This is a genomic window from Micromonospora sp. HM134 (genome assembly GCF_007833915.1).
Classification (GTDB): domain Bacteria; phylum Actinomycetota; class Actinomycetes; order Mycobacteriales; family Micromonosporaceae; genus Micromonospora; species Micromonospora wenchangensis.
In genome coordinates this window covers 5,720,612-5,733,796 of sequence record NZ_CP041061.1, presented here as the reverse complement: position 1 = coordinate 5,733,796, position 13,185 = coordinate 5,720,612, and the positions used below count along the sequence as shown (strand labels likewise).

12 protein-coding genes and 1 other RNA gene are annotated in these 13,185 nt (G+C 68.4%); 10 read left to right on the top strand and 3 right to left on the bottom strand.

Annotation, left to right across the window (positions count from 1 at the left end):
- The first annotated feature begins 84 nt into the window (after positions 1-84).
- From FJK98_RS24740 to mctP, 5 genes are all read left to right on the top strand, one after another.
- Entirely contained in the window at positions 85-915 is an 831-nt protein-coding gene (locus FJK98_RS24740) for a Nif3-like dinuclear metal center hexameric protein (RefSeq protein ID WP_205789554.1), read from the top strand.
- A complete protein-coding gene (locus FJK98_RS24735) occupies positions 912-1,649 on the top strand; it encodes a zinc ribbon domain-containing protein (RefSeq protein ID WP_145921131.1) in 738 nt (245 codons plus the stop codon). Before FJK98_RS24740 ends, FJK98_RS24735 begins: the two co-directional genes overlap by 4 nt.
- 4 nt (positions 1,650-1,653) lie before the next feature.
- Positions 1,654-2,865, top strand: a complete 1,212-nt coding sequence (locus tag FJK98_RS24730) for a bifunctional RNase H/acid phosphatase (protein ID WP_145921130.1) — start codon at positions 1,654-1,656, stop codon at positions 2,863-2,865.
- Positions 2,866-3,064: 199 nt separating this feature from the next.
- Positions 3,065-3,307: a DUF3311 domain-containing protein gene (locus tag FJK98_RS24725; protein WP_145921129.1), complete on the top strand. Its 243-nt coding sequence runs from the start codon at positions 3,065-3,067 to the stop codon at positions 3,305-3,307.
- Positions 3,307-4,962 (top strand): monocarboxylate uptake permease MctP, encoded by a 1,656-nt coding sequence (gene mctP / locus FJK98_RS24720; RefSeq protein ID WP_145921128.1) that lies wholly within the window; start codon positions 3,307-3,309, stop codon positions 4,960-4,962. Before FJK98_RS24725 ends, mctP begins: the two co-directional genes overlap by 1 nt.
- A 291-nt stretch (positions 4,963-5,253) precedes the next feature.
- On the opposite strand, the gene FJK98_RS24715 is transcribed toward mctP, so the two are convergent.
- Positions 5,254-5,733, bottom strand: coding sequence for a MarR family winged helix-turn-helix transcriptional regulator (locus FJK98_RS24715; RefSeq protein WP_145921127.1), 480 nt, complete (start codon positions 5,731-5,733; stop codon positions 5,254-5,256).
- A 69-nt stretch (positions 5,734-5,802) separates the two neighbouring features.
- Between FJK98_RS24715 and FJK98_RS24710 the strand changes: the two genes are divergently transcribed.
- A complete protein-coding gene (locus FJK98_RS24710) occupies positions 5,803-7,035 on the top strand; it encodes an MFS transporter (protein ID WP_145921126.1) in 1,233 nt (410 codons plus the stop codon).
- A 16-nt stretch (positions 7,036-7,051) separates the two neighbouring features.
- Here the strand turns inward: FJK98_RS24710 and FJK98_RS24705 are convergent, their stop codons facing one another.
- The gene (locus tag FJK98_RS24705) at positions 7,052-7,813 is read right to left on the bottom strand and encodes a sulfite exporter TauE/SafE family protein (protein WP_145921125.1); all 762 of its coding nucleotides are present in this window, start codon (positions 7,811-7,813) and stop codon (positions 7,052-7,054) included.
- A gap of 136 nt (positions 7,814-7,949) precedes the next feature.
- On the opposite strand from FJK98_RS24705, the gene rnpB reads away from it, so the two are divergent.
- Both rnpB and FJK98_RS24695 read left to right on the top strand, forming a co-directional pair.
- Positions 7,950-8,368: RNase P RNA component class A (rnpB, locus tag FJK98_RS24700), an RNA gene on the top strand.
- A 1,170-nt stretch (positions 8,369-9,538) separates the two neighbouring features.
- Positions 9,539-11,263, top strand: a complete 1,725-nt coding sequence (locus tag FJK98_RS24695) for an NACHT domain-containing protein (RefSeq protein ID WP_168222547.1) — start codon at positions 9,539-9,541, stop codon at positions 11,261-11,263.
- 182 nt (positions 11,264-11,445) lie between these two features.
- Here FJK98_RS24695 and FJK98_RS24690 read toward each other — a convergent pair whose 3' ends face one another.
- Positions 11,446-11,874, bottom strand: a complete 429-nt coding sequence (locus tag FJK98_RS24690; RefSeq protein ID WP_168222546.1) for a GntR family transcriptional regulator — start codon at positions 11,872-11,874, stop codon at positions 11,446-11,448.
- 353 nt (positions 11,875-12,227) lie between these two features.
- Between FJK98_RS24690 and FJK98_RS34350 the strand changes: the two genes are divergently transcribed.
- Positions 12,228-12,761 (top strand): hypothetical protein, encoded by a 534-nt coding sequence (locus tag FJK98_RS34350; protein ID WP_240762323.1) that lies wholly within the window; start codon positions 12,228-12,230, stop codon positions 12,759-12,761.
- Positions 12,762-12,900: 139 nt separating this feature from the next.
- On the top strand, positions 12,901-13,098 hold the full coding sequence (locus FJK98_RS24680; RefSeq protein ID WP_240762321.1) for a precorrin-4 C11-methyltransferase: 198 nt from the start codon (positions 12,901-12,903) through the stop codon (positions 13,096-13,098).
- Positions 13,099-13,185: the final 87 nt, after the last annotated feature.

The window sequence follows — 13,185 nt, the reverse complement described above, 5'->3', positions numbered from 1 at the left end:
GACGGGCGTGGGCGTGGCCGCCACCACGCGCCGGTAAGCTGACCGGCCGTGAGCACAACCGCGCCCCCGCCGTCCGTCGCCGATGTGGTTGCCGAGCTGGATCGGCGTTATCCGCCGGTCTGGGCCGAGGAGTGGGACCGGGTCGGTCTGGTGCTCGGTGAGCCCACCGACCCGGTCCGCCGCGTCTACGGCACGGTGGACGTCGTCCCCGAGACGGTCGCCGAGGCGCTCGCCGCCGGCGCCGACCTGATCGTCGCGCACCACCCGCTGCTGCTGCGCGGCGTCTCCTCGGTCGCCCCGACCACCTGGAAGGGGCGGATCGTGCACGACCTGATCCGCGCCGGGGTGGCCCTGTACGTGGCGCACACCAACGCCGACGTCGCCACGCCGGGCGTCTCCGACGCGCTGGCCGACCGGTTCGGGCTGACCGGTCTGCGTCCGCTCGCACCGTCCGCGCCGGGTTCCCCGGCGGCCGGCGGCGGCCGGGGCATCGGCCGGATCGGTGAGCTGCCCGCCCCGATGACGCTGGCCGAGCTGACCCGGCACGCCGCCGCCGTCCTGCCCGCCACGGTGTGGGGGGTTCGCGCCGGGGGCGATCCCGGGCGTATCGTGCGTACCCTCGCGGTCAGCGGTGGCTCGGGCGAGGGTTTCCTGGCCGCCGCGTCCGCCGCCGGGGTGGACGCGTTCCTCAGCTCCGACCTGCGACACCACCCCTCCGGTGAGCACCTCGCCGCCGGTGGGCCCGCCCTGCTGGAGGCCGCGCACTGGGCGACCGAACGACCCTGGCTGGACGACGTGGCCGCCCACCTGCGGGCCGGCTTCGGCGTCGAGACCGTGGTGTCCGACCTGGACACCGACCCGTGGACCGTGCACGCCGCCGCACCCGCGATGGACGACAAGGAGCCCCGACCGTGAAGGCTGAACCCCAGGTCCAGCGCCGCCTGCTCGACCTCCAGGCGATCGACACCACCCTCGCCCAGCTCGCCCACCGCCGCCGGTCGCTGCCCGAGCGGGCCGAGCTGGAGGGCCTGGCCCGGGAGCTGTCCGCCCTGGAGGACGAGCGGGTCCGCGCCCAGGTCGCCGTGGACGACCTGGACCGGGACATCGCCCGCCTGGAGAAGGACATCGACCAGGTGCGGGCCCGTAAGAGCAAGGACGAGGCCCGGCTGGCCAGCGGCAGCGGCCCGGCCCGGGAGCTGGAGGCGCTCCAGCACGAGCTGGTCTCGCTCAACCGCCGCCAGGGTGACCTGGAGGACGCCGAGCTGGAGCTGATGGAGCAGCGGGAGACGGCGCAGGCGACCCTCGACGGGATCGAGGCCCGCATCGCCGAGGCCCGGGACCGGCGGGCCGCCGTCGAGCAGCGCCGCGACGAGAGCCTGGCCGGGATCGCCAAGGAGGAGGAGTTCAAGCAGGGCGCGCGCAAGCCGCTCGCCGCCGACCTCCCCGCCGACCTGGTGACCCTCTACGACAAGATCCGTGAGGACACCGGCCTCGGTGCGGCGCTGCTCACCGCGGGCCGCTGCGGCGGCTGCCGGCTGGAGCTGTCCGGCGCCGACCTGGCCCGAATCCGCCGGTCGGCCCCGGACGAGGTGGTCCGCTGCGAGGACTGCCGTCGGATCATGGTGCGCACCAACGAGTCGGGGCTGTAGCCCGGTGGCGGTGCGCGCGGTCGTCGTCGAGGCCGACGGCGGGTCCCGGGGCAACCCCGGGCCGGCCGGGTACGGTGCCGTGGTCCGCGACCCGGCCACCGGCGAGGTGCTGGCCGAACGCGCCGAGTCGATCGGTACGGCCACCAACAACGTCGCCGAGTACCGGGGTCTGATCGCCGGGCTGGAGGCCGCCGCCGAGCTGGGCGCGGCCGAGGTCGACGCCCGGATGGACTCGAAGCTGGTGGTCGAGCAGATGTGCGGCCGGTGGCAGATCAAGCACCCCGGGCTGCGTCCGCTCGCCGCGCGGGCCGCCGCACTGGTCGACCGCTTCGAGTCGGTCCGGTTCAGTTGGATCCCCCGGGACCGCAACCGGCACGCCGACGCCCTGGCGAACGCCGCGATGGACACCGCCGCCGGCAAGCCGTCCCGGGCGGTGGCGGGTTCGGCCGGCGGTGAGCCGTCCCGGGCGGTGGCGGGTGCCGACTCGCCGGGCCGGGCGCAGGCCCGCGAGGTGGCCGCCCGTGCCGCGACCCGGTCCACCGGCACCGACCCGGCGACCGCAAAGGCGTCCTGGGAACCGAGGCCGAGCTTCACCGCCACCCGGCTGATCCTGGTCCGGCACGGGGAGACCGAGTGGACCGTGCAGCACCGCTACGCCGGCCGCGCCGACGTGCCGCTGTCCGAGTCCGGTCAGGCCCAGGCGCGGGCCACCGCCGCCCGGGTGGCCGCGCTGGCACCGTCCGTCGCGGCCGTGCTCAGTTCCCCGCTGTCCCGGTGTACGGCCACCGCCGAGGCGATCGCCGGGGCGCTCGGCGGCCTGCCGGTACGTCCCCAGGACGACTGGATCGAGTGCGACTTCGGTGACTGGGACGGGCACACCTTCGCCGAGGTCCGCGACCGGTGGCCCGGCGAGTTGGACGCCTGGCTCGCCTCGACCCGGGTCGCCCCGCCGGGCGGTGAGTCGTTCACCGAGGTCGGGAAGCGGGTCGACCGGGCGATGGTGGCGCTGCGGGAGGCGTACCCCGGGGAGACCGTGGTGGTCGTCTCGCACGTCTCGCCGATCAAGCTGGCCCTGCGCGACGCCCTCGCGGCCGGCGACGCCCTCCTGCACCGGCTCTACCTGGACGCGGCGGGCATCTCGGTGCTCGACATGTGGCCCGACGGGGGCGTCGCGGTCCGCTCCGTCAACGACACCGCCCACCTCCCGGCCCGCTGATTACGGATCGTCCCCCGAACCGGCCCGGAAATCCCGGGCCGGTTCGTCGTCGGTCGATGCGTCACGCCGTTCGCCGTGCCGTTCGGCGCAGCCGGAACACCGTTGGGCGCATCGTCGAGCGCCGATTGATCGTGACCGGCTGCACCGGGTCGTAGCGTCCGGCCGTTACTGGCCGGAACGACGACCGGAGGTAGGTCAGATGACAGCTGGCGAACCGGAGACGCCGCGTACGGCGTCGTTCAGGGCGAAGGACCACAGCCCCTGGAACTGGTTGCTCTTCATCCCGATCGTGGTGCCGCTGATCCCGGCGCTGTTCAACGCGGACTCGCCCCGGATCTTCGGCTTCCCGCGCTTCTACTGGCTGCAACTGGTGTGGATCCTGCTCGGGGTGGCCACCACCACGCTGGTCTACCAGATGACCAAGAAGCGGGGTGACCACTAATGTGGCGTGATCATCTTACCGAGATCATCGTCTTCTCGGCGTTGTTCCTGCTGGTCAGCGCGATGGGTTTCGTGGCGGCCCGGTGGCGGGCGCCGAAGGACATGGCGCACCTCGACGAGTGGGGGCTGGGCGGGCGCAGCTTCGGCGGCTGGATCACCTGGTTCCTGGTCGGCGGCGACCTCTACACGGCGTACACGTTCGTGGCGGTGCCGGCGCTGATGTTCGGGGCGGGCGCGGCCGGGTTCTTCGCCGTGCCGTACACGATCGTCATCTATCCGCTGGTGTTCCTGGTGCTCTGCCGGCTCTGGTCGGTGTCGCACCGGCACGGTTTCGTCACCCCGGCCGACTTCGTCCGCCGCCGGTTCGACTCGCCGGTGCTGGCCCTGCTGATCGCGATCACCGGCATCGTGGCGACCATGCCGTACATCGCGTTGCAGCTGGTGGGCATCGAGGCGGTGCTCAAGACGATGGGGGTCACCGGGGACAGCGCGGTGGCGCGGCACCTGCCGATCATCATCGCCTTCGCGATCCTGGCCGCCTACACCTACCAGTCCGGGTTGCGCGCCCCGGCGCTGATCGCGTTCGTCAAGGACAGCCTGATCTACATCGTGATCCTGGTGGCGGTGATCTACCTGCCGTACAAGCTGGGGGGTTGGGGTTCGATCTTCGACGCGGCGGACGCGAAGTTCGCCGCCTCGCCGAACCCGAACGACGGCATCCTGCTCAACGCCAACAACCAGCTCCAGTACGTCACCCTGGCGTTCGGTTCGGCGCTGGCGCTGTTCCTCTACCCGCACAGCATCACCGGTGTGCTGGCCAGCCGGAACCGGGACGTGATCAAGCGGAACATGTCGGCGCTGCCGGCGTACAGCCTGCTGCTGGGGTTGATCGCGCTGCTCGGTTTCATGGCCATCGCGGCCGGGGTGAAGCCGCTGCCCGGGGCGAAGGAGGGCACCGTCGACAGCAACACGGTGGTGCCGGTGCTGTTCGACCAGCAGTTCCCGGACTGGTTCGCCGGGGTGGCGTACGCGGCGATCGGCATCGGCGCGCTGGTGCCGGCGGCGATCATGTCGATCGCGGCGGCGAACCTGTTCACCCGCAACATCTACAAGGAGTACCTGAAGCGGGACGCCAGCCCCGCCCAGGAGGCGAACGTATCGAAGATCACCTCGCTGGTGGTGAAGGTCGGCGCGGTGGCCTGCATCGTCTTCCTCGACCCGCAGTTCTCCATCGACCTCCAGCTCATCGGCGGCGTGATCATCCTGCAGACGCTGCCGGCGGTGGCGCTGGGCCTCTACACCCGCTGGTTCCACCGGGGCGCGCTGATCGCCGGCTGGGCGGCCGGCATGGGCCTGGGCATGTGGATGCTCTACCAGATCCCCAACCCCGCGTCGAAGCGCGCGCACTTCGGCGGGTCGGCGTTCCCGCTGTCCGACTTCGGCTTCGACACCAAGAAGACGATCTACGTCGGCATCGTCGCCGTGCTGGTGAACCTGGTGGTGGCGGCGCTGGTCACGCTGGTGCTGCGGGGGGCGAAGGTGGCCGAGGGCGTGGACGGCACCACGCCCGACGACTACTTCGCCGACGAGGGCGATCCCCGCGTCACCCCCGGCCCCGACCGCGACGCCGACTCCGCCCGCGAGCCGGTCGCCTGACCCCGCGCCCCGGGAGCCCGTCGCTCCCGGGGCCCGCCCCCGGGTGGGTTGCGCCGGGCACCCGCCCCGGGCGGGGTGCCCCGGGCGTCCCGCCCCGGTGATCAAGAGCTTTGCGTCAACATTCCGCCGGGAACTGACCCGAACCTCTTGATCACGCGACCGACTCGGCCGTCGGGCCACCCTCCGGCCCGGTGGGGGGCGGTGATCAAGAGGTTTGGGTCAACTTTCGGTGTGGAGGTGACGTAAACCTCTTGATCACCAGGGCTGGGCGCGGGGGCGGGCGGGGTGGGATCAGCGGCGGCGGGTGCGGGAGTCGAGGGCCTGGTTGAGCCGGCTCAGGAGGGTGGCCAGGGTGTCCCGGTCGGTGGGGGACCAGTCGGCCAGGATGTCGCCGTAGAGCCGGGTCCGGGCGGCCTGGACGGCGGCCATCCGGTGCAGGCCGGCGGGGGTGGGGGAGATCACCGTGCCCCGGCCGTCCGCCGGGTCGGGGGCGCGGGCGATCAGGCCGTCGCGTTGCAGCGCCGAGACCTGCCGGGTGACCGTGGAGCCGTCCAGGTTGAGCCGGGCGGCCAGCGCCGAGACGTTCTGCGGGCCGGTGGCGTCCAGGTGGCGCAGGATCACGTACGCCGCCCGGTCGAGGACCCGGTGCTCGGCGCTGCCGGTGGCCCGGCGGGTGGCCTCGCCCAGCCGCATCAACAGGGCGACCTCGGTCTCGATCCGGCCGAGGGTGGCCTCGTCCGACTCCGTTCGCTTCGCCTGGTCGTCACTCATAGCTGTATGATACAACGGAATTACCTGTACGATACAGCTATCCGCGGCTTCGGCCCGACAGGAGGCGGAGTGGACCGGCGAACCGAGCCCCACCGCAGTGCCATCTACGCCACCACGCTGGTGGCCTTCCTCGCCATCGCCGGCATCGCCGTGGTGGACCCCATCCTGCCCGCCATCGGCACCGCGATCGGCGTCACCGCCTGGCAGGTCGAACTGCTGTTCACCGCGTACATCGCGGTGATGGCCGTCGGGATGATCCCGGCGACCCTGGCCAGCGGACGCTTCGGCTTCAAGCCGGTGCTCGTCGCCGGCGTCTCGGTGGTCGGTCTCGCCGCCATCGCCGCCTCGTTCAGCAACGACATCGTGCAACTGTCGGTGCTGCGCGGCGTGTGGGGGCTGGGCAACGCGATGTTCTTCGCCACCGCCATGGTGGTCCTGGTCAACCTCGCCAACGACCGGGAATGGGTGGTCGGCCTCTTCGAGACCGCGCTCGGGCTCGGCTTCGCCGTCGGACCGCTGATCGGCGGCCTGCTCGGCGAGATCAGCTGGCGACTGCCGTTCTTCGTCTGCGGCATGTTCATGGTGCTCGCCCTGCTGGTGGCCGCCCGCAAACTCCGTGAGCCGACCCACCGGCAGCCGCCCGTACGGCTGGGGCAGATCTTCGCCACCTACCGCCGGCCGGCGTTCATCACCCTCTGCGTGGTCACCGCCGCCTACAACTTCGTCTTCTTCGTGGTGCTCGGCTACACGCCGCTCTTCCTCGGCCTCGACGTCATCCCCCTCGGCCTCGCGTTCACCGGCTGGGGCCTCGGCCTGGCGGCCGGCATCCTGCTCATCGGCCACCGGCTCGCCCACCGGATCGGCGCGGTGCAGACCGTCGGGGTGGCGCTGGTCGGCCTGCTGGCCTGCATGGTCCTCTTCGCCACGTCGGCCGGCACCGTCGAGTCGCTGGTGGTGCTCGTCGTCGCCGGCCTGTGCATGGGCCTGGCCAACGCCAACCTCACCGACCTGGCCCTCGGCCTCGGCTCCGCCGACCGGCGGGTCGCCACGGGCGCGTTCAACCTGGTCCGCTGGGGGGCCGCCGCACCCGCCCCGATCCTCTCCGGCAAGCTCGCCGAGCACGGGCTGGCGCTGCCGTTCTGGGTCGGCTTCGGGGTGCTCGCCGTCGGCCTGCTGGTCTACCTGGCCTCCGCGCACCTGATGGCCGCCGGCTACGGCGAACGGCTGCTCTGGTCCCGGTGGAACCGGGCCGCCCGGCAGGCCGAACACGCCCCCGAGGAACCGGTCGGCGAGGCGTACTGAGCGGCCCCGTGGTCGCTCAGCCCAGCGCCCGCCAGAGCAGGTAGAGGCCGATCGCCGTACCGAAGCAGACGATCAGCGCCCGGAGCACCACCGGCGGCAACCGGCGGGTCACCCGCGCCCCCACGTACCCGCCGAGCATCGTGGCCGGCGCGACCACCGCGACCGCCGCCCAGTTGACCGGCCCGAACAGGGCGAACACCACCAGCGTGGTCAGCCCCACCACGGCCGACAGCAGGTTCTTCACCGCCGACACCCGGGCCAGCGTCGCGTCCAGCACCAGGGCCAGGCCGGCCACCAGCATCACCCCGAGCGCCGCGCCGAAATAGCCGCCGTACACCGTGCCGACCGCGACCATCGCCTGCACCGTGAGGGTACGGCGGCGCGGGCCCAGCTCGGCCGGATGCCCGACCAGCCGGCGCAACGGCCCCTGGAAGGCCAGCACCGCCGTGGCCCCGAGCACCAGGAACGGCACCACCAGGTCGAACGCCCGCGCCGGGGTGGCCAGCAGGAGCAGACAGCCGACCCCCGTGCCGAGCACCGCCGTCGGCAACAACGGCCACAGCGTCCGGCGGGGCGGCAGGTCCATCCGGCTGCCCGCCACACTCGCCGCGTAGCCCGGGAAGACCGACACCGAGTTGCTGACGTTCGCTGCCACCGGCGGGATGCCCACCGCGATCATCGCCGGGAAGGTGATCAGCGAACCACCGCCGGCCGCCGCGTTCACCGTGCCCGCGGCGAGACCGGCGACGACCAGCAGTACGGCATCGGAGAGGTCCATGGTGCCCAGAGGCTAGTAGGCCCTGATCAGAGCCCCTCCACCGGCTCAGCCGCGTACCATTTTCGGCCTCGTCGCGGCCCGGCCCGGGGTGAGATCTGTGCGGGACGCCGCGCCGTTAAGATGGGAATGCGACGGACGAGTCGACCGGGCGGTCGCGTCGGCGGGCTGCGGCCCGCCGCCGAGGAACGTCCGGACTCCACAGGGCAGGGTGGTTGCTAACGGCAACCCGGGGCGACCCGCGGGACAGTGCCACAGAAAACAGACCGCCGACCCCGTTCGGGGACGGTAAGGGTGAAACGGTGGGGTAAGAGCCCACCAGCACCCCGGGTGACCGGGGTGGCTCGGTAAACCCCACCCGGAGCAAGGCCAAGCAAGGGCCGTCACCGCAAGCTGACGACCCGGCGCAGACGCTTGAGGGCTGCCCGCCCGATGTCTGCGGGTAGGCCGCAGGAGCCTGTCGGCGACGGCAGGCCGAGATGGATGGCCGCCGCCGGTGCGGACCCCGCGAGGGGTACGCGCCGCGCACAGAATCCGGCGTACAGGTCGACTCGTCCGTCGCCCACCAGCTCAGAGCCGTGATCAAGGCTCTGAGCTGGTTCTATGTCCGGGCGTCGATGGTCGTTCTTGGTCAACATTGGCCGGCATTTGACGCCCTGTGGACGCCCTGACGCCCTGGAGACGCCCTGAGCGCTGGCTCAGCTCGCTTCGAGTCGGCCGCGCTGCGCTGTCGTGGGGACCTCTACGGGCCCGGCACGTGGGTTTCCGGGTAGGGGCCGGCGGCTGCGGGGGAGGGTCGGGCACGTCCTGGCCGTGGGGCTGGGTGCCGCAATGGGATGAGCCGGTGGCAAGCCAGTCCCGGGGTTGGACTGGCGCGGCAGCCGGAAGCCCCGACCACGCGACCAGGTCGACCCGCCGGCTTCCGTCACGGCCTCGCCGGGTCTGGTTCCTCTGGTTGGTGGGGCGGTGTCCCGGCGGCTGTCGGCGGCTTACCGCCCCGGTGCCGTAGGCGTCCGGGGCGGATTGCCGCCGGCCGGGCTTGCCGCCCCGCACCGCGCGGAGCGCGGTGCCTTGATCAAATAAAGAGGAATTCAGCAAATTTAGCCGTTGGCGTATATGCCCCTGCATGTTTCGCTGGGAGGTCCGGATGCTGTAGCGCTGCTACGCACGAGGTGGACGGTGCTGGTATCGTATCCGGGCTGTCGATACATCACCTAAGTCGGCTTGAGTGTCTAAACGCGACGTTGCGGGCTTGTCGGCTTGCTGGTCGCCAAAGAATTGGATGATGAGGCTTTGGCTGGGAAGCTGTCGCGGAATGTGTGGTTTGGACGTGTTGGCCGGACCATTGCAGTGGTTTTTCTTGTATTAGCGGCAGCTTGGGTACCTGGAGCGGCGTGGCTTGAACGGCACGATGCTGCACGCTTCAACAGCAAGGTTGGATGGGCAAATATCCTGGCATTATCGGTGGGCGCGCTTGGAGTGCTACTCACCTTCATGGAAAAGTGGCGGTCTGCTCGTTATCCATCCAAAGAGCATCTAGACGAGGTAGCTGAGAGACTCTCCGATGAGATCCTTCGAGGCGAAGGATCTCAATTGGCTCGCTTGCTTGCTACGGATCGACTCGACTCGCGGCCCGCGGCGGTTCGATTCTCCCTCTCAAGCCCAGGCCGTCGTGTGAAGTCTCGTGCCAGTAGCCGGACTGTGTCTAGGGGTGGGAACCTCGGAGACGTGACGGAGTTCTTCCTTGAGCAAACTCGGGGTCGACTAGTAATACTAGGAGAGCCGGGAAGTGGAAAAACTGTGTTAGCGCGGTCGCTTCTCGTCGGTTTGCTACAAAAGCGTGAACGAGGCGGCAACTCTTCTGAGGGCGGTGGCGACATCGGGGTTCCTGTCTACTTCAACCTCGCGGCATGGTCTTCGGACCTTGATGCCTACGAGTGGTTGGCTGGGCAGTTGGCCGAGAGGTATCGCCTTTCCCGAGAGATTTGTACAACGCTGTTGCGTCGAAGGATTGTAATCCCTATCCTGGATGGCCTAGACGAACTCGATTCGGAAGGAATTGGCGACAGGGCTCTGGAAGTTGTTGTGAAGATTAACGACTACATCGCCCAGACCCCTGGCGTTCGATTAGTTGTCATATGTCGGTCAGGTTCCGCGTACTACGGTCGTTTGAGGCGTGGCATACGGGATGCCGATGAGATCTTGCTCAAGCCCTTAACTGTTCCTCAGGTTACCGAGTACATCTCGATGCACTGTCCGAAGGGGATTGACGAAGAGGCGTGGTCGACTGTATTTGTGAAGCTGCGAGGGTCTGGTTCGAATGCGATAAAAAAGCTACTGTGTAATCCCTGGAAACTCTCGGTGGCTGTTCAGTTCTATCTAACTGGCGGTGATCCTAGCGAACTTCTCCCTTTTGAGGTCGTTAAGGTTGACGGTCGTCGAGTGAGGGAGTCGCAGGATGACTATTCCAGCAGAGTTGGAAGCCTGTTGTTGGAGAGTTATGTCCAGGCGAGGACTCGTCTACATGCAACGAAGCGATACTCCCCGGATGTGGCTCAACGCTACCTGCGTACCCTGGCGAGTATGATGACAACTGGTCAGAATCCAACTTCGCAAATTGTCTTGCATCGTCTCCTCGATCTTGTCCCCGAACGAGCTTTTTCGCGTACGTACAAGTACTCTTTCTGGCTCATGTGTCATATTCCGTTTCTGGTGTATGGCACTGTAAACAACTTCGGCTTTTTCTGGGAAGAGGAGGGATCGTGGTCGTGGCTTGATATTGGGATCTTTTTTTCGAACTACCTTCTCTTGGTGATGCTAATCGCTCGGGTTGGTCCAAGCCGTGCTCGCCGTCCATCTCGCCTCAGGCTTGAGCGACTGCGTAACCCCAGGGCGCTCGTGATTGTTGTGGTCGGGATCTTGTTCGCCATCCTGGGGGGAGTCGCGGGATCTTTCAAGCCGTGGTATGGCCTATCGATAGGAGTTTTAATCTTCCTGGGGTCTTTGCTGATCGCTTTGGGTGACTCTTCTGACCGGGCTAGTGATTCGGGTCCTCGTGCGCCTCTGCGTTACGACATTGTCTACGGGCTAATGGGCGCCGTGCTCGCTGGCTTGTTTTACGGGATTTACATCGGCGAGATGATTGGCTTCACTGGCGGTCTCCTTTTGGGGCTGCTGGCCTTCTCTGGCTGGCTGTATTCCTCGTCGGCAGTCCATTATCTAATTGCGGCGTATGTGACTTGGGCCAAGTTCGGCCTGCCTTTCTTTGTTGGTCGCTTTTTGGACTGGGCTCAGTCAGCCGGGTTGATGAGGATTTCGGGCCTTAGTTACGAGTTTCGTCACGGAGAGCTTCAGGAGTTCTTAGCTGCCAACCACGACGTGGGAGATTCCGCAAGCTTTATTACCCGCAGAAACGGTAGGCGGGCTGGATTGGCTCTATCGGCTAATCCATAGTTTAAGGAAATTCCGATGCCTTCGCGGGGCGCGCTGATTTTCGCGAGGTCCAAGCTTCCGTGCTTACAATGAGCGGCAGCACCTTCGTGCGGAATGCTTGATCTGAAAACTCCCGATAGCAGAGTATTAGACGCGACAGCGGTGGTGTTTCAATCCGATTCGGGTTTCGAAAATGCATATTTCTATGATAAAGGGGCCGTCTGAATCAGTCGGTAGGTTCTGACGACTGTTCTGACGGCTCCGTTTGTTCGAGTGAGGCTCTGCTGTTCCAAGAGTGCCGTGCCTACATCGACAGCGAAAAGAGCTGCCAGCTCCGCGTCCGCAGCGACTTGGCGCTGTTGCGTTTCCGTCTCGGAACACCCGTCCTGCTCTGACGCGTTTCGGCGGGGCGTGGCGTATGTCCCGCGCCCGTGATCGGTGACCACCAAGTCTGCCTCGCGCAGTGCGGCGATGGCTTGACGAACTGTGCCGCGCGCTGCTCTGAACTCAGCGGTAAGCGCGCTCTCGGCCGGCAAGAGTGCTCCCGGCGGGATGGCACCACTCTCGATGCGCCTTCTGAGTTCGTCGGCGATGGTGCGGTAGCGGGGTTGTCCGTAGTGCGGGGTGGGCACCTGTTCACCGTACCTGGCACTTGTTGTACCAAGTGCCAAGCAAGCGACGTGTTTCGACGTCTAGACAACTCGTCCACTTGTAGATACGTTTCCTGGTGTGCGGCCGGGGTGACGGCTCGTGTCAGGGGTGGTCGCGGTGTCGGCCCTGGCCGCATCTATGCGCGGCGTCCTGAGGGACCGGTTGCGGTAGCCGCGTAGACAAGTTGGCTCGGCGATACCCGACCCGTCCGGCGTCGGACGGTGCGCCGTGCCTTCATCCGGGCCGGCGGTCGGCCACAACCTAGTTCGTGGTCGGCCGCCGGTTCCTCGTCTACCTGTGGAGGTGCGATGTCCGGCTCTCATCGTCGACGCGGTTGGTTGTCGTCCTGGTGGCCCCGCCGATGTACGCCGATCCCGACCACCAGCGGCAACACGCCGTCGGCGTCGTCCGGCGGATCGACCGGCCCTACGCCGTGGTGGTCGGTCGACGTCACGCGGGAACTGCCCGTGCTGCGGTACGCGCCGTTGATGACGGTGGCGCAGGCGCACCGGGGCCACGGCGGGCGGTGGACACGATGACCCGCCCGAGCAAGCCGGCCCCGGTCACGAGTCACCCGGACTGGTGTACGCCGGAGCGATGCGGCTATCTGGTGCCGCCGGTGATGGCGCACATGGCCCGTCGTCATCGCGGCCACATGCTGCGGGTCGGTGAGAAGCGGGCGAGTGGGCTCGTCGTTACGTACCTGATCAGTGCGGAGACTCCCGGTGCTCCGCTGGTGTGCGTGCACGCGTCGTGTCGGGCGGGGAACGCCTGGGCGGAGTTGTCGCTGCCGGAAGCGGCCGAGCTGGTGGAGCAGTTGCGCGGGTTGCTGGCGCAGGCCGGCGGGCAGGGGGCCGGCGATGAGTGACGGCTTCCCGATGATGAACCGGCGGGGGCCGGCGTCGCCTCGGCCGGTGGTGTGTCCGCCGTGGTGCCGGGGTTGTGGGCCGAACGATCCGATGCACCGGGGGTACCTGGCCACGATCGGGCGGGAGGGGACCGGGTGGGTGAGTCTGCAACTGCTCATCGACCGGTTCACCCGCCGCGACCCGGCGATCAAGCTCGACGCGACCCACTACGGCACCACGCAAACCGTGCTCCTGACGCTCAACCACGTCGACCGGCTCATCGAGGAACTGACCCACGCCCGACAAGCCATGCAAGCAGCGAACAGGCGGCGCGGGCGGACGGGAGAGAATCGGTGAACACCAACGGCCGGCGGGGTGCTGGGGCGCGTGGTCCTGGTGGGCGTCGTGGGCAGCCCCCGCGAGCAGGGGCGGTGGTGGTGCCGG